The 15,561-nt window shown below is 61.9% G+C and carries 15 protein-coding genes; 8 read left to right on the top strand and 7 right to left on the bottom strand.

The genetic code is table 11. The annotated features are described in order from the left end of the window. Window positions 1–13: 13 nt before the first annotated feature. The 6 genes from AC1DPX_RS16645 to AC1DPX_RS16620 all read right to left on the bottom strand — a co-directional run bounded on the left by AC1DPX_RS16645 (window position 14) and on the right by AC1DPX_RS16620 (window position 5,368). Entirely contained in the window at window positions 14–1,069 is a 1,056-nt protein-coding gene (locus tag AC1DPX_RS16645; RefSeq protein ID WP_477238174.1) for an ABC transporter ATP-binding protein, read from the bottom strand. Window positions 1,070–1,072: 3 nt separating this feature from the next. Continuing rightward, window positions 1,073–1,852 (bottom strand): carbohydrate ABC transporter permease, encoded by a 780-nt coding sequence (locus AC1DPX_RS16640; protein WP_477238172.1) that lies wholly within the window; start codon window positions 1,850–1,852, stop codon window positions 1,073–1,075. 61 nt (window positions 1,853–1,913) lie between these two features. After that, window positions 1,914–2,582 (bottom strand): carbohydrate ABC transporter permease, encoded by a 669-nt coding sequence (locus tag AC1DPX_RS16635; RefSeq protein WP_477238171.1) that lies wholly within the window; start codon window positions 2,580–2,582, stop codon window positions 1,914–1,916. 36 nt (window positions 2,583–2,618) lie between these two features. Beyond that, window positions 2,619–2,840, bottom strand: coding sequence for a hypothetical protein (locus AC1DPX_RS16630; protein WP_477238169.1), 222 nt, complete (start codon window positions 2,838–2,840; stop codon window positions 2,619–2,621). Between the two features lie 63 nt (window positions 2,841–2,903). Further along, window positions 2,904–4,169 (bottom strand): ABC transporter substrate-binding protein, encoded by a 1,266-nt coding sequence (locus AC1DPX_RS16625; protein ID WP_244730474.1) that lies wholly within the window; start codon window positions 4,167–4,169, stop codon window positions 2,904–2,906. A 38-nt stretch (window positions 4,170–4,207) separates the two neighbouring features. Further along, on the bottom strand, window positions 4,208–5,368 hold the full coding sequence (locus AC1DPX_RS16620; RefSeq protein WP_477238167.1) for a mandelate racemase/muconate lactonizing enzyme family protein: 1,161 nt from the start codon (window positions 5,366–5,368) through the stop codon (window positions 4,208–4,210). Window positions 5,369–5,721: 353 nt separating this feature from the next. On the opposite strand from AC1DPX_RS16620, the gene AC1DPX_RS16615 reads away from it, so the two are divergent. After that, the gene (locus AC1DPX_RS16615) at window positions 5,722–6,423 is read left to right on the top strand and encodes a GntR family transcriptional regulator (RefSeq protein WP_477238165.1); all 702 of its coding nucleotides are present in this window, start codon (window positions 5,722–5,724) and stop codon (window positions 6,421–6,423) included. An 83-nt stretch (window positions 6,424–6,506) separates the two neighbouring features. Here AC1DPX_RS16615 and AC1DPX_RS16610 read toward each other — a convergent pair whose 3' ends face one another. Beyond that, entirely contained in the window at window positions 6,507–7,403 is an 897-nt protein-coding gene (locus AC1DPX_RS16610) for a GntR family transcriptional regulator (RefSeq protein WP_477238278.1), read from the bottom strand. A gap of 165 nt (window positions 7,404–7,568) precedes the next feature. Between AC1DPX_RS16610 and AC1DPX_RS16605 the strand changes: the two genes are divergently transcribed. The 7 genes from AC1DPX_RS16605 to AC1DPX_RS16575 all read left to right on the top strand — a co-directional run bounded on the left by AC1DPX_RS16605 (window position 7,569) and on the right by AC1DPX_RS16575 (window position 15,544). After that, a complete protein-coding gene (locus AC1DPX_RS16605) occupies window positions 7,569–8,621 on the top strand; it encodes an ABC transporter permease (RefSeq protein WP_477238163.1) in 1,053 nt (350 codons plus the stop codon). Continuing rightward, the gene (locus tag AC1DPX_RS16600; protein ID WP_477238161.1) at window positions 8,618–9,403 is read left to right on the top strand and encodes an ATP-binding cassette domain-containing protein; all 786 of its coding nucleotides are present in this window, start codon (window positions 8,618–8,620) and stop codon (window positions 9,401–9,403) included. Before AC1DPX_RS16605 ends, AC1DPX_RS16600 begins: the two co-directional genes overlap by 4 nt. Before the next feature lie 141 nt (window positions 9,404–9,544). Continuing rightward, complete coding sequence (locus tag AC1DPX_RS16595; protein WP_446721220.1) at window positions 9,545–10,411, top strand: sugar ABC transporter substrate-binding protein; 867 nt, start codon at window positions 9,545–9,547, stop codon at window positions 10,409–10,411. A gap of 99 nt (window positions 10,412–10,510) precedes the next feature. Further along, window positions 10,511–11,533 carry a zinc-binding alcohol dehydrogenase family protein gene (locus AC1DPX_RS16590; protein WP_477238276.1) on the top strand — a complete coding sequence of 341 codons (1,023 nt, stop codon included), beginning with the start codon at window positions 10,511–10,513 and terminating at the stop codon, window positions 11,531–11,533. 345 nt (window positions 11,534–11,878) lie between these two features. Further along, window positions 11,879–12,910, top strand: a complete 1,032-nt coding sequence (locus AC1DPX_RS16585; RefSeq protein WP_477238159.1) for a substrate-binding domain-containing protein — start codon at window positions 11,879–11,881, stop codon at window positions 12,908–12,910. Window positions 12,911–13,002: 92 nt separating this feature from the next. Next, window positions 13,003–14,538: a sugar ABC transporter ATP-binding protein gene (locus AC1DPX_RS16580; protein ID WP_202355637.1), complete on the top strand. Its 1,536-nt coding sequence runs from the start codon at window positions 13,003–13,005 to the stop codon at window positions 14,536–14,538. A 19-nt stretch (window positions 14,539–14,557) separates the two neighbouring features. Continuing rightward, window positions 14,558–15,544 carry an ABC transporter permease gene (locus AC1DPX_RS16575; RefSeq protein ID WP_477238157.1) on the top strand — a complete coding sequence of 329 codons (987 nt, stop codon included), beginning with the start codon at window positions 14,558–14,560 and terminating at the stop codon, window positions 15,542–15,544. Window positions 15,545–15,561: the final 17 nt, after the last annotated feature.

Raw genomic sequence — 15,561 nt, 5'->3', positions numbered from 1 at the left:
GGGGCGCGAACGCTCACCGGATGCGTTCTCCGTCGTCTCCGAAGAGCCGCGCCGAGGCAAGCGCGAAATGCAGGGTGATCTTGTCGCCGGCCCTTGGTTGCGAGGACCGCCGCTCCGCGATGATGGTCTCGCCGCTCGCCAGCGTGGCGTGGACGAAGGATGTGGAGCCCATCGATTCGACAAATTCCACGCTCGCCTCAAGGCCGATGCCCTCGTTCTGGTCGAGGTGCTCGGGCCTTAAGCCCAGCTGCAGTTTCCGTCCCGGCTCGAGCGTGGTCCGCACCGGGCTGTCCACCTCCCTGCCGCCAACCGCGAGACGGCCGCCCGCCTGCGCCGTCGCCTTTAGAAAGTTCATCCGGGGGGAGCCTATGAAGCCCGCGACGAACGCGTTGTCGGGATCTTGATAGAGGCTGTCGGGCGTGCCGATCTGCTCGATGCGCCCACTGCGCAAAACAACGATCCGGTCCGCCATGGTCAGCGCTTCAGTCTGGTCGTGCGTCACATAGATCATGGTGTTGCCAAGAACCCGGTGGAGCTTGGCAAGTTCCACGCGCATCTGCACCCGCAGCTCGGCGTCGAGGTTGCTGAGCGGCTCGTCGAAGAGGAACACCTTCGGGTCGCGCACGATCGCGCGTCCTATAGCCACCCGCTGGCGCTGTCCTCCCGAGAGCGGGGCGGGCTTGCGTTCCAGATACTCTTCGAGCTGCAGGATCTTGGCGGCGCGTCCAACCTTGTCTTTTATCTCCGCCTTCGGGCGGTGCGCCATCCGAAGGCCGAAGCTCATATTGTCCGCTACCGTCATGTGCGGATAGAGCGCGTAAGACTGGAACACCATCGACACACCCCGGTCGGCAGGCTCCTCGTCGGTCACGTCATCGCCGCCGATGAAGATTTCGCCCTCGCTCGTCTCTTCGAGCCCGGCAATCATCCTCAGCAGCGTCGACTTTCCGCAGCCCGAAGGCCCCACGAACACGGCGAACTCACCCTCTTCGATCGACATCGAGACATCGTGGATGACTTTCGTCGATCCAAAGCTCTTGCTGACATGTTTCAGTTCCACGCGCGCCATCGACTAACCTTTCACTGCGCCCACGGCGATGCCCGAAACAATTCGCCGCTGAAACAGGATGTATAGAACGACGATCGGGGCCGCCGCGATGACGATGCCCGCCGTAAACAGGGGTATCTGGTCCGAGTACTGGCCCTTGAGGGCCGAAATCCCCACCGTGAGGGTGCGGTGCTTCTGCATGACCAGAAGGGAAATCAGAATGTCGTTCCAGCAGCTGAGGGTGTTGAGGATGGCCAGCGTCACCAACGCCGGCATGCCCAGGGGCAGCATCACATGCCACCAGACCTGCAGCAGCTTGGCGCCGTCGATCCGTGCCGCCTCGATCAGCTCGCGCGGCAGCCCCGAATAGAACGCCGTCATCATGTAGACCGAGAAAGGCAGGAAAAATGCGGTGTATGACAGGATGAGTCCGATGTGCGTGTTGACGAGGTTCAGGGCAAGCATGGTGCGCATGAAGGGCACGAGAACGACTTGCACGGGGATCATCAGCGACGACAGGATCACCGCGAACAGGAAGCGCCGGTAGGGAAAGCGCAGCGACGCCAGGGCAAAGCCGGCCATGGATGACACGACCATCAACAGGATGACCGCCCCGAGCGTCGCAATCACGGAATTGAGAAAGTATTCGTTGAGGTGCGCGCGGGTCCAGGCCTGGACGAAATTGTCGAGCGTGGGCTGCGTGGCCAACCCGAAGCGGTCGCGCATGTAATCGTCACGGGTCTTGAACGCGTTGTTGACCGCGAAAAAGATCGGATAGAGGCAACTGAGCGCCAGTAGCCCCATCGGGACCGCCGCAATCCTCAGCGCCAGCCTCTGTCGTTTTCCTGCTCCTGACACCATGTCCTCAGATGTTTGCGTTGCGTGACAGGATGCGAATCTGCAACCAGGCCAGGATGCTGGTCATGAAGAACAGGACCATCGAGATGGCCGCGGCATAAGCGGGCCGGTTCAGCCTGCCTTGTGCGGCCCAGATGAGATATTCGGGCACCGTCGTCGACGTTCCGGGTCCCCCGCCCGTCAGCACGTAGATCAGGCCGAACATCGAGGTCAGCAGGCCGATGGTGGTAATCACCGTCGAGAACTCGATGATCGGGCGAAGCTCCGGGATGATGACATGCCACCAGATCTGCCACATCTTGGCGCCGTCGAGACGGGCCGCCTCGACCATGTCCTTGGAAACGGTCGACAGGCCGGCAAGGAAGATCAGCACCCCCATGCCGAAGGTCGACCAGCACTGGATCGCGAGTGTCACCGGAAGGGCGGTCGCGGAGTGCCCCAGCCAGTCCACGCCCCCAATGCCCGCGAGGTTCAGCAATGCGTTGAGATTGCCGTTGAAGCTCAGCACCACGCTGAAGATCGAACCGATGATGACGCTCGAGAGAATGGCCGGAAAGAAATAGACGGAGCGAAAAAACGTGCGTCCCGGCACGCCCTGGTGAATCAGGATGGCCAGCAGCATCGGAATGGTCACAAAGATCGGAACCGAAAGCAGCACCACGACGGCGTTCGCCATGGCGGAACGGAAATTTGGATCGTCCAGCGCCCGCAGTTAGTTGCCCGCGCCGATGAACTGGCCAGGGTCGGTCGACGTCGCGCTGGTCAGGGAGATGGCAAAACCCCAGAACAGCGGGAAAATGCGGAACACCAGAACAAGCAGGATTGCCGGAAGCAGGAACAGCAGTGCGACGCGCGCCTCTGCTCGGCGGCCCCGACCTCGGCGGGAACGGGTCGGCGCGGCTTGGCCCATCTGGCGTAACGAATTGGCGGTCATGCACTGGTCACTGAGCTTGGAGGTGGGGGCGCATGGTCGCGCTCCCACTCGTTCCTGAAAGGACTACTTCTGCGGCTTGGCTTCGGCCTGGACCTTGTCCAGCGCGGCCGCTGCCTGGTCCACGGAGGTTTCGCCGTTGTACAGAAGCTGGCTCTGGCGGTGCCATTCGTCGAGCTCCGCCGCCGAGGAATTCGCGTGCGTGGTCGGAACGGCCCTGGTCGCAAGCCAGCCCATGATCTGCTTGAGACCGGGGCTGTCGATACCGGAGGTATTGACTTCGGTGTTCGCCGGCACCGAACCGGTGTCGTTGACCAGGTAAGACAGGACCTCCGGCGAAGCGAGGATACGCACCGCGTCGACCGCGAGTTCGATGTTGGGGGAGTCCTTGTTGACGCCATAGCCGACGCCGCCATCAAGCGGCACGCCGGGAGCGCCTTCGTGCTGGTCTGCGGCAACGGTCGGCGAGGGCATAGGATAGACGCCGACCTTGTCGACACCCATGTTCTTTTCGAACTGCTTCCAGTGCGCGACGTTGGAGAGTAGCCCCATCACATTGGCCCCGACACCTTGCTCGAAGAGGGCGAACTCGTCCATGAACATGGTCTGCGAGTTACCGCCCTCCTGATACCAGCCGTTCTTGGCGGTATCGACCCAGGCCTGCAGGATCGCCTTGATCGGCGGATCCGACCAATGGAGTTTACCGGCCAGCCAATCGGCCTGCTGCTGCGCGGTCAACGACTGGTTCGCGGCTTCCGACAGGAAGAATTCAGCGTTGTAACCTTCCTTGTTGGCCATCATGAAGCAGGCGGGCTTGCCCTTCGCCTTGAAGGCGTCGCAGACCTTGGTCAGTTCGGCCCATGTCGTCGGCGGCTTCTCCGGATCGAGGCCGGCGGCCTTGTAGAGCGCCTTGTTGTAGTAGACGACGTGGCCCTGCAGCGTCGTCGGGATGAAGTACAGCTTGCCGTCAGGTCCAGTGAAGGCCGACTTGCCAACAAGCTTCGAGATCAGGTCCGGCAGCTTGTCGTTGAGCGGGATCAGCCCGCCGATCAAGGCCTTGGCCTGGGCGCCGCCATTGGCCCAGATGACGTCTGGGCCGGCTTTTGAAGCGAGCGCCGTACCCAGCAAGGTGTAATACTCGGCGTCCGGCTGCGACAGGAGGTTGAGAGTTGCTCCCGGGTGTGCGGCCTCGAATGCGGCCTTCGCATGATCGTAGTATGTCGCGTGGGCGGCATCGTCCACGTTGACGTCCCATACGGTGATCTCCTGCGCCAGCACGGGCGAGGCCATCATCATCGCCGCGATGGCGGTCACTATCTGCAGTTTCTGCACGTTGTTCCTCCCTTTTTGTCTACCAGGCTTTTGCTCAATCAGCGCGCGCCGCGATCTTTGAGGCCTCCACCAACCCGCGGGTTGGCGGGCGCGTCACCAAGCTGTTCGCGCGACAGGATTTCGGGGCGCGCCCAATCCCGGCGCGCGATCTCCGACAGGACCAGCCCATGACCCGGTCGATCCGGCGCATAAATCCAGCCGTCACGAATTTCGATTGGCTGCTCAACCAGGTGATCGAAGTTCTGGAACGAGTACTCGAGCCACTCCACTTCGGGCAGCGCGCACGCCATGTGCACGCCGATCTCCAGAAACGTGTTGCCAAGCGTCACCGGAACGCCGAGTTCAGCCGCCAGCCAGCCGATCCTCATCACGTCCGTCACCTGCCCATGAACATTCAGCATGTCGGTGGCGCCGGCCTGCATCAAAAGGCGTTTGCCGGCGGCATCGAGATATTCGCCTGAATTGATCATGGTCCAGGGCGTTGCCGCCTTGAGGCTGCGAAGGCCGTCGAAGTCGTGCCGCAGAATAGGATCCTCAACCCACAGGAGATCATAACCAAGGCTATGAATTTTATGCAGTTTTACCGACGCCTCCTTGGCCTCCCAGGCCTCGTTGGCATCAACCATGATCGACGAGCCGGGCCGCACTGTCTTTCTCAACAGCTCCAGCCGGGACAAATCCCAATCGAAATCGGGATGCCCCACCTTGATCTTGAACGCGCGGTAGCCGAGGGCATCGGCATGGGCAAAAAAGGCTTGGAACTCATCGTCGCGAAGGTGGAAATCGAGACCTGACGCATAGGCTCTTACGCGCTTGCGCCGGCTTCCCAGAAGGTCGTGCAACGGCAGGCCGGCCTGCTTGGCACTCAGATCCCACAACGCAACCTGGAGGGCTTCCTCGAAAGGCAGGCCGAAGGCGCGCCGGTTTCCGCCGCGAGGTCGCTGGACCCGATGCACCAGCGCCAAAGGCGATTGCCCGACAAGATTGGGCCAGGCCTCCTCTTCGAAAACCCGAACGATCTCTGCTTGCTCCGGCAGCGGGTGAAACAGGCTTTGGACAAAACCCAGCCCGACCTGGCCGTTCTCGCTTATCAGTTCAAGCGCGGCGACATGTGCGGTGTCGATGCGCACCTGGCTATCGCCTATGGTCCGGTCGCGAGCGAATTGAAAGCGGGTGATGCGATACTCTGCAATGCGCATATGAGATCTCTGATATGTCAGAATGCGCGTTAGATATTTCAGATATCGCAAAGAGGCAAGTGGCCAGGCGCAAAAGAGGCATGCGGCGGGCTCCCGTCAGCGGCGGGCAACGTCCTTGGCGCACACACTTGCGCGTGAATTCCCGATGTGTTGTGGAGCGTAGGGCAGCGCCTTTCCCTTAGCGAAYGTTCTTCAACCGCTCCAAATCCCGGGGTGCTGCACGATCCACTCCCGTCATCCATGGTTGGTCACAAGCGAATTGATAATGGGCAAGGCGATATTCTAAGATGGGCATCCTCTGTAATATTCCAGAGGTTGATTTAGATATTTCAGATGCGAGGAGACGAGGGAAGGTGGCTGAGCGCGAAGGGATGCCCGATGGGAACGACGGGGCGGCGTCGGGTCAGCGCCTTGGCGACCGCGCCTACACGCGAATCCTCGAAACGCTGTTTGAGCGGAAGATCCCCGCAGGAGCTTTCCTGTCGCAAGGCGATCTCGTCAAAATGCTCGATATCCCGGTAGCGCCGCTACGCGATGCGCTCAAGCTGCTCGAGGCGGAGGGGATCGTCATCATCCACTCACGGTCGGGCATCCAGTTCGTCAAACCCGGGTTCGAATTGACCAGGGCGACCTATCAGTTTCGCAGCATTCTAGAACGGGCGGCGACAGGTGTTTACGCGCAGACCGCCGAAGAGGCGGAACTGGCGGAACTGGAACGACGACATCTGGCAACCATCGAAGAGATCGAGCGCGGCGGGCTCACCGACCATGTCAGAGCCGACCTCGAGGAACTCGAGACCTTGCTGCACCACTCCATCATTGCCAGCTTGAACAACCCCCTGATCGAGAGTTCCTACAAACGGCTGCACAACTACGTTCGTTTGATACGGCTGGACAGAAAAGTCACCGTGCCTCTCGTGCTGCAATCCCTGCGCGAGCACATGCAGGTCATCCTGGCTTGCAAGGCACGCGACCCGGAGGCAGCCGCGGTGGCGATGCAGGCACATCTGGCTTCGGCCCTGCAGCGGGGTCTCGGCCTCTACTACGGGTATTGAGCCCGATGGCGCCGGGAACGGAAATCCGCCGCGCCTGAAGCCTTTGTCCCGGCGCACCCCTGCCTGCGGCGCGTCGATTTCCGTCATTCGTCAAACCCGATCAGCGAACGCATCAGCGTTGCTCTCGCCGAAGCCAGATGCGCGCGGCAGGCCCGCTCAATTCGGTCGGGATCGCGGCTCTCCAGCGCATCGATATAGGCGAGATGCTCAAGGATTGCCGCCTGGTTGCGCTGCTTTTCGTCCTGCTTGTTCCACTGATAGTGATAGTGAAAAATGAAGCTGATGATATCATAGAAATCGTCGATGAAGCGGTTCGGCGACGCCTCGTTTATGAGCCGGTGAAACCGGTTGTCGAGGCCGGAAAAGTCGTGGTAACGGCTTTCAATCTGTTTCAGCAATTCGGTATGCGCAACCTTGAGCGCGGCAAGTTTCTCCCACAGGGGAGAATTGTCGGGTTGCAGTGAAAACAGATGCGCCGAGCGCAGTTCGAACATAACCCGGATCTCGAACAGCTCAAGGGCGAAATCTTCCGTAAAGCCCTTGAAAAGCCAGCCGGTATTCGGCCTTTTCTCCAGCAGCCCAAAGCGGCTGAATCGAATGAGGAACTCGCGAATTCCGTTGGTCGCGACACCGAACTGCCGCGCGAGTTCGAGCTCGTTGATGCTGGTGCCAGGCCTTGTGTCACCCCGCAGCATCCACTCCATGAACTGCTGTTCGACATGCTTGGCTCGCGACGTGGTTTCGGCGTCGGGATAGTAGTCGCTGTCCTCGACCGCGCGGCCTGTCTTCCGGACGCCGCCGCGCTCGGCGATGAGGTCGCGCTGGACAAGTTCTCCAAGAACCTTTCGCACGGTCGTGCGGCTAACGCCCATCCTCCGTCTAAGTTCATTTTCGGAAGGGAGCTCGCCGGCCAATTGTCCTTCGCGCAGCATACTGGCGACGCGGTTGAAAGCCTTCTTGTAGACAGTGTCGGTTCGCATCGGATCGTCCTCAAAGCAACACCTTGTTCTTTTACCATGAACTTTATCCATAAAAAACAACTTGACCAAGTCACGGGGGTTGTTTTTATCGATAAGAGGAAGCTGAAATACAGAAGAAGTTTTTGACGACGAGGCTGACAAAAGCCCCGGCGGGGAGGGGAACTTTTGCCTGAAACGGGAAACACCGACGTCACTGTCGGCGAGGCCGCATTGCGAGCACCGAAGAAACAGGAAGGCGTTCCCGGCCTCGCGCTAGGCCTGGCCCTGCTGAGCGCCGGTCCGGTCGTCATACTGGTGATGCTGATTGCCGTTCTCAGTTTCCTGTCGCCCTATTTCCTGACGGGGCGCAACCTCAGCAACATCCTCGCCCAGACCGCCGTCATCTCGGTGGTGGCGATGGGACAGCATCTGGTCATCCTGACACGCGGGATCGATCTCTCCGTCGGCTCGAACGTTGCGCTGGCTTCCGTCGTCGGCGCGCTGAGCTTTCATGCCGGCGCTCCCGCCTTCGTGGTGATCGCGGTGATGGTTGGCTGCGGTGCCGCGATCGGCGCCATCAACGGGCTCTTCTACGTATTCGGCCGGCTGCCGCATCCCTTCATCATCACGCTGGCGACATTGAGCATCGCCAAGGGGCTGGCGCTGCAACTGGCTGACGGCCGCGCCATTCCTGGCATGCCGGATTCGATCGACGCGCTTGGTCGCGAGGCGGTCTGGGGTCTGCCGGGATCGGTCTTTGTCGTTGCCGGCGTCGCCGCGGTTCTTTTCGTCATGGCCAAGACGATGGTCTGGGGGCGCTGGATCTATGCCGTCGGCGGCCGACCCGACGCTGCCCTGCGCATGGGCATTCCCGTGTCCTGGGTCCTGGTTTCGGTCTACGTGATCTCGGGGCTGTGCGCCGGCATCGGCGCGGTCATCCTTGCCGGACGCACCGACGCCGGTTCGCCGCTCTTCGGCAATCTGCTCGAACTCGATACGATAGCGGCGGTGATCATCGGCGGTGCCAGCTTTCTCGGCGGCCGCGGCCATCTGGGCCATGCCTTGATCGGCGCCATCATGATCGGCGTCATCCGCAACGCGCTCAACCTGCTCAACGTCAATGTCTTCTTCCAGCTCATCGTCATCGGCGTGGTCATCGTCATCGCGGTCGAGTCCGACGTGCTGCGCAACTACCTCGAAGGGCGTGTGCGGGTCATGCAGGCCGGGAGGCAATCATGAGCGCCGCTCCGGCCAGCCTCGATCATGCAGCCGACGCGGAACATCCCGTACTGGCGGTGCGCGGCGCCACCAAGCGTTTCGGCTCGGTTGTGGCGCTCGACGATGTCAGCATCGAGGTTCGACGCGGCGAGATCCTCGGGCTCCTTGGTGACAACGGCGCTGGAAAGTCGACGCTCACCAAATGCATCAGCGGGGTGCACCAACTCGATGCCGGCGCGATCCTTCTGGACGGTGCGCTGACGCAGATACGCTCCCCTGCGGACGTGCGTTTCGCCGGCATCGAGACCGTCTACCAGGATCTGGCGCTGTTCGACAATCTGACGCCGGGACAGAACTTTTTCGCCGGTCGCGAGTTGGCCGCACCGCGATGGCTCCCGCGCGGCCTGCGATTTCTTCAACAGCGCAGAATGGACGCCGAGACCCGCGTTCTGCTGGCGAACCTCAAGGTCACCTTGCCGCGGCTGGACGCCGTCGTCGCCATGATGTCGGGTGGACAAAGGCAAGCCATTGCGGTGGCCCGGTCGACCGTATTCGCCCGCAAGGTCGTGATCCTGGACGAGCCCACCGCGGCACTTGGCCTGCGTGAATCGCGGCAAGTGCTCAACCTGGTCGCGACGCTGCGCGACCAGGGCAATGCCGTCATCCTGATCACCCACAACATGGAACATGTCACCGAACTTGCCGACCGCGCCGTGGTGCTTCGCCAAGGCCGCAAGGTCGGCGAACTGGTGCCGACCAAGGACAACAAGCAGGAGCTGGTCTCCATGATCGTTGGAGCCTGACTCGCTCGAAATTTGGGGACTTTTGCGGTCCGCAAATAGCTGAAGCGACTTCCGCCGGAAGACGCCTCAATCCAAGGGAGGAATGGAATGCCAATGAACCGAAAACTGTTCGCAGGGCTGGCGATCGCCGTTGCGTTTGCGATGCCGGCTTCGGCCGCAGACAAGATCAAGGTTGGCCTGATCACCAAATTCCCGGTGCCGTTCTACTCGACCATGGAGGATGCCGCCAAGAAATACGCGGCCGCTCATCCCGAAATCGAGCTGGTGACCGGCCAGGGCCAGGCTGCCACCGACATCGAAGGCCAGATCGCGCTGATCGAGTCCATGATTACGCAAGGCGTCAAGGGGCTGGCGATCACCCCGGTCGATCCGACCGTTGCGCCGGCGCTGGACAAGGCCGTCGCGGCCGGCATCAAGGTCGTTCTCGTCGACAACAGCATCCCCAACTGGAAAGGCCAGACGGCGCTGGTTTCGACCAACAACCTCAATGGCGGCAAGATCGCCGGAGAGTACCTGAAGACCGTGCTGAAGAGCGGCGACAAGATCGGAATCCTGCAAGGGGTGCCCGGTGTCCCGGCGCTGGATGACCGGGTGACCGGCATGATGGAGGGGCTCGGCGACGTCAAGGTCGACGTCGTCGGCAAGGGTGCCACCAACTGCACGCTCGAACTCGGCACCTCGGTAACGGAGGACATCCTGACCGCCAATCCCGATCTCAAGGCTATCTACTCGGCCTGCGGCCCGCCAATCCCGGGAGCCGTCAAGTCGATCAGCAATGCTGGCATTGCCAACGACAAGATCATCCTGGTCGGCTTCGACGCCTGCTGTGGTGAGATCGAAGCGATCAAGTCCGGTGCGGAAGACGCCAGCGTTGCACAGTTCCCCGCAAAAATGGGCGAGCTTGGCATCGACACTGTCGTCAAGGCGATCCACGGGGAAACCGTCGAAGCCAATGTCGACACCGGCGCCGGCCTGGTGACGCTGAAGAACGTCAAGGACTTCGAATGATCCACCAGCAGTCCGGAGGATCGCTCCGCCGGACTGCTTCCTGCTGCCGACTTCGAAAATCACGTTAGCAAAGGGGGGAACTGCACCATGGATCCCACCATCAAGATCGTCCGCTGCGCCGAGCCCGGCAGGCTGTTGTTCGAAGAGCGGCCGGCGCCAGGCAGTCCGCCGGAAGGCTGGGCACTGGTCAACGTCGCCCATGTCGGCATTTGCGGAACCGACTACCACATCTTCGAGGGCAAGCATCCTTTCCTCGTCTATCCCCGTGTCATGGGCCATGAGTTTTCAGGAACAATAGCGGCAATCAACGCGCCGGGGGACATGGCGGTCGGAGAGCAAGTTCTCATCAATCCCTATCTTGCCTGCGCAAAGTGTTCCGCTTGTCGCCAGGGCAAGCCGAACTGCTGCGTCGCCATCGAGGTGCTTGGCGTGCACCGCGACGGCGCCATGAGCGAGCAGATCCTCGTGCCGGCGCAGAACTTGATGCCAGCGACCGGCCTGTCGCTGGTCGAGGCGGCCACGGTCGAGTTTCTGGCCATCGGTGCTCACGCGGTCCGCAGGTCCATGGCGGGTCCGGGCAATCGCGCCCTGGTTGTCGGCGCCGGACCAATCGGCCTCGGCACAGCGCTTTTCGCGCGGATAGCGCGACAGAGCGTGACCGTCATGGACGTCGATAGCGAGCGGCTTGCCTTCGCGGCGCAACTGGGTTTCCTGGTAATCGATGGTTCGAAGGGATCGATCGTCGAGACGATAGCGGAGCGAACCGCCAAAACCGGCTTCGACGTCGTCTTCGACGCAACCGGGAACAGCCGTTCGATGCAGTCCGCCTTTGCCTATGTTGCCCATGGCGGCGTCATGGTGATGGTCAGCGTTGTGCAGGGCGACATCACCTTCTCCGATCCGGAATTCCACAAGCGGGAAATGATGCTGATCGGCAGCCGCAACGCGACGCACAGCGATTTCCAGCACGTCATTGCCTCGATCCGCGCTGGAAAAATACCAATTGATCAGCTCGTCACGCACCGCACGACCCTGCGTCACAGCCCCCGCGACATCGCGATATGGGCGCGACAGAAGTCGGGTCTCATCAAGGCCGTTATCGACGTAGCGGGATCGAGCTGACTTTCGCAGACACGATCATGTCTTGCCACTGCCCCTGGGGGCCATCATGAGCGGGGAAGATCGATGACCAGGGAAGCCACCCCTTCACCTTGCCACGAGCCGCCTCTTCAGGCGCGCACCTCTGGTCGTGTACGATGCGCTGGACGCCGCGGGCCTGATCCTGGTCGTTGCTGCTCACGACTGAAATATATTTCATTATGTGAATTATATTGACAGATCACGCCGGGCCTGTAATGTCCCGTTCGTCGGCTTTCGGAGGAAGGTCGGCTTCATCAAATCCATACGGCAGCGCTCGCAGAGCGCCTGCGACGGTCATTGAGGATGGCTTCGGCCAAGGGAGGAAACTTGCGCAAATTTCTGAGCACGCTCGCAATCGCGGCGGCTGCATCGACCTGCTTTGGGCCGATGCTGGCACGCGCCGAAACCCCCAACCCGTTCAAATGCGAGCCGGGTGAAAAATACGTCATGAACGTCATGGTCTCGGGCGTCGAATACTGGTTCCCGGTCTATGAAATGTTCAAGCAGGCCGGCCAGCAGTTCGGCTGCGAGACCGCTTATACGGGTACGCCGGAATACGACGTCAACAAGCAGATCGCCACCTTCGACCAGGCGCTGGCGCAGAAGCCGGCCGGCATATTGGTGCACCCGATGAACTCCGACCCGTTCATCGAGCCAATCAACCGCGCCATCGAGCAGGGCACCGCCGTGGTGACCYTTGCCGCCGACTCGCCGAATTCCAAGCGCGTCTCCTACATCACCTCCGACAACATCGCCGAAGGCACCTATGCCGCCGACGCCGTTGCCAAGGCGATGGACGGCAAGGGCGAGTATGCCGTGCTGGAGAATCCGGGCCAGGACAATCACGACAAGCGCGTCAACGCCTTCGTCGCCCGCATGGAAGCCAAATGGCCCGATATGAAGCTCGTCGGCCGCGCCGCTTCGAACCAGGATCCGACCAAGGCCTACCAGGCGGTGCTGAGCCTGGCGCAGGCGCATCCCGACCTCGGTGCGGTGTTCATGCCGGAGGCCAACTCCGCCATCGGCGCCGCCCAGGCCGCCAAGGAAGGCGGCGGCAAGATCCGCGTCATGCTCGCCGACGTCAACGCCAAGATACTCGACATGATCAAGGCCGGCGAGATCTTCGGCTCGGTCAATCCGAACCAGGGCATGCAGGGCTATATGGGCTTCATGCTGTTGTGGATGGCCAAGCATCCCGGCCTGATCGACCCGATGAACGACGCCAAGCGCTCGGGCTTCAACCCGATGAGCGTGCCCTTCGTCGACAATGGCTTCTCCATCGTCTCCAAGGACAATGCCGACGACTTCTACTGGGACAAGTACCTCAAGCGTCGCGGCACCAAGGGCATCGAGGAATAATCTCGATCCCTGATCTCCGGCTCCGGCCGGACCAATCGGGAAGGAGGCTTCGGCCTCCTTCCTCCCCTCCAGGTTCATCGCAGGAGCATGGCGTGACCCAGGCGCCCATCCTTGAAATCCGCGGCCTGTCCAAGGCGTTCGGCCCGGTCAAGGCGCTGAGCGACGTGCAGTTCGAGCTGCGGCGCGGCGAGATCCACGCGCTGTGCGGAGAGAACGGTGCCGGCAAGTCGACGCTGATGAACATGATCGCCGGTGTGCTGCAGCCTGACGAGGGCGACATTCTGATCGATGGCGAGCGGGTTTCGATCCCGTCGCCCGCGGCCGCCCAACGCCTCGGCATCGCACTCGTCCATCAGGAGATCGCGCTCTGTCAGGACGCGACGGTCGCCGAAAATATCTACATGGCCGCGATCAACAGCCGGCGCGCGCCGCTGATGAATTTCCAGAAGCTCTACGCCGATGCCCAGAAGGTCATGGACCTGCTTGCGCCCATTCCGGTGCGCACCAAGGTCGCCGACCTCTCCATTTCCAATCAGCAGCTCGTCGAGATCGCCAAGGCGCTGACGCTTGACTGCAAGGTGTTGATGCTCGACGAGCCGACGGCCGCATTGACCGAGAGCGAGGCACAGCGCCTGTTTTCGATCGTGCGCGGGCTTAAGGAGCGCGGCATCTCAGTGGTCTATATCAGCCACCGCATGGCCGAGATCTTCTCGCTGTGCGACCGCGTCACCGTCTTTCGCGATGGCCGCTACGTCGCGACCGACCCGATCGCCGCCGTTTCGCCCGATGACGTCGTGCGCAAGATGGTCGGCCGCGAAATCACCCAGCTCTACCCTGACAAGCTGGCGCCGAAACAGCCTGGGCGCTTGCTGCTTTCGGTCGAGGGCCTTTCCGATGGCCGCCGCTTCGCCGAAGTCGATCTGCAGCTTCGCGCCGGCGAGATCCTCGGCATAGGCGGCCTGATCGGGGCCGGCCGCAGCGAGATCGCGCAAACGATCTGCGGCTTGAGGTCGATGACGGCAGGAACCGTCGCGCTCGACGGAAAGCCACTGCGTCCGCGCGGCTATGGCGATGCGGTCAAGGCGGGGCTGGTCTATCTCTCGGAGGACCGCAAAGGTTCCGGCGTGTTCCTCGATCTGCCGATCGCCCAGAACATCTCGGCGCTCGACCTCGCCAGGCTGACGGGGCCGCTCGGCCTGCTCGACCGCAAGGCCGAGGATCGTCAGGCGCGGGACCTGACCGGCAGGCTCGGTGTGCGCATGGCTGGTATCGAGGCCGCCGTTTCGACACTGAGCGGCGGCAACCAGCAGAAGGTCGCCATCGCCAAGCAGCTATCCGTCAGCCCCAAGGTCATCATCATGGACGAGCCGACGCGCGGCATCGATGTTGGCGCTAAGGTCGAGATCCACAGGCTATTGCGCCAGCTCGCCGACAGCGGTGTCGGCGTCGTCGTCATCTCGTCGGAACTGCCGGAACTGATCGGCCTGTGCGACCGCGTCATGGTCGTGCGCGAAGGCAGGATCGCCGGCGAACTTGGCGCCGGCGAACTCGGCGAGGAAGCCATCATCATGCTCGCCTCGGGCGTCAAGGACAGTTCAATGCAAAGGCAAGCCCAGAATGTCGCCTAGGGAATCAGGAGAAGCGCTCGTGCACGCCGAGATCAAGGCCGCCGGTGCCGCGCGCCGCATCAATTTAGCCCGCCTCGCATCGCTGCGCGAAGCCGGGCTGATCGTCATCATCCTGGCGCTGTGCATCGCCATGAGCTTTGCCTCGCCGCACTTCCTGACATGGGGCAATTTCCGCGCCATGCTGATGAGCTTCTCCATCGAAGGCATCGTCGTCGTCGGCATGACCATCCTGCTCATCGTCGGCGGTATCGACCTTTCCGTCGGCTCGGTCGTGTGCTTCTCGATGGTGGTCTCCGGCGCGCTGTTCCTTGCCGGCCTCGACCCCTGGACGGCAAGCCTGATCGGCATCGGCGTCAGCGCCCTGATCGGCGCGGCCATGGGCTTCTTCGTTACCGTGATAGGTCTCAACCATTTCATCACATCGCTCGCGGCCATGGTCATCGTGCGCGGCATGTGCCTGGTCGTCACCAAGGGCACGCCGCTGTCGCTGTTCACCTTGCCGCCTTCCTTCAAGGCGATCGGCCAGGGCAGTTTCAACAACATCCCCTATGTCATCATGATCTTCGTCGTCGTGGTGGCTATCTTCGACTTCCTGCTGCGCCGCGCCACGGCCTTCCGAAAGGTCTTCTACACCGGCTCCAACGAGAAGGCCGCGCAGTTCTCGGGCATCAGGACCAAGCAGGTGAAGTTCTGGGTCACGGTGCTGTGCTCCACCCTCGCGGGGTTGGCCGGGGTCATCTACATGGCGCGCTTCGGCGCGGCGACGCCGACCTTCGGCGCCGGCATGGAGCTCAACATAATCGCGGCCGCCGTCATCGGCGGCGCCTCGCTCAATGGCGGCTCCGGCACCATCTTCGGGGCGATCCTCGGCATGGCGCTGCTTTCGGTGGTGACAASCTCGCTCATCCTGCTCGATATCTCGGTCTATTGGCAGGACATGATCAAGGGATGCATCTTGCTCGCTGCCGTATCGATCGATCACTTCCTGCACCGCAAGAAGTCCTGACCTCAAACGCACCGAAG

This window comes from Mesorhizobium sp. 01N446, from assembly GCF_056399285.1.
This window is presented reverse-complemented; position numbering and strand designations above follow the sequence as displayed.

Excerpts from the sequence above, each read along its gene's own strand:
- AC1DPX_RS16640 (WP_477238172.1), bottom strand. The coding sequence starts at position 1,852 with ATGGGGCTACTGGCGCTCAGTTGCCTCTATCCGATCTTTTTCGCGGTC.
- AC1DPX_RS16600 (WP_477238161.1), top strand. The coding sequence starts at position 8,618 with ATGAGCGCCGCTCCGGCCAGCCTCGATCATGCAGCCGACGCGGAACAT.
- AC1DPX_RS16635 (WP_477238171.1), bottom strand. The coding sequence starts at position 2,582 with ATGGCGAACGCCGTCGTGGTGCTGCTTTCGGTTCCGATCTTTGTGACC.
- AC1DPX_RS16610 (WP_477238278.1), bottom strand. The coding sequence starts at position 7,403 with ATGCGAACCGACACTGTCTACAAGAAGGCTTTCAACCGCGTCGCCAGT.
- AC1DPX_RS16645 (WP_477238174.1), bottom strand. The coding sequence starts at position 1,069 with ATGGCGCGCGTGGAACTGAAACATGTCAGCAAGAGCTTTGGATCGACG.
- AC1DPX_RS16595 (WP_446721220.1), top strand. The coding sequence starts at position 9,545 with ATGCCGGCTTCGGCCGCAGACAAGATCAAGGTTGGCCTGATCACCAAA.
- AC1DPX_RS16620 (WP_477238167.1), bottom strand. The coding sequence starts at position 5,368 with ATGCGCATTGCAGAGTATCGCATCACCCGCTTTCAATTCGCTCGCGAC.
- AC1DPX_RS16630 (WP_477238169.1), bottom strand. The coding sequence starts at position 2,840 with ATGACCGCCAATTCGTTACGCCAGATGGGCCAAGCCGCGCCGACCCGT.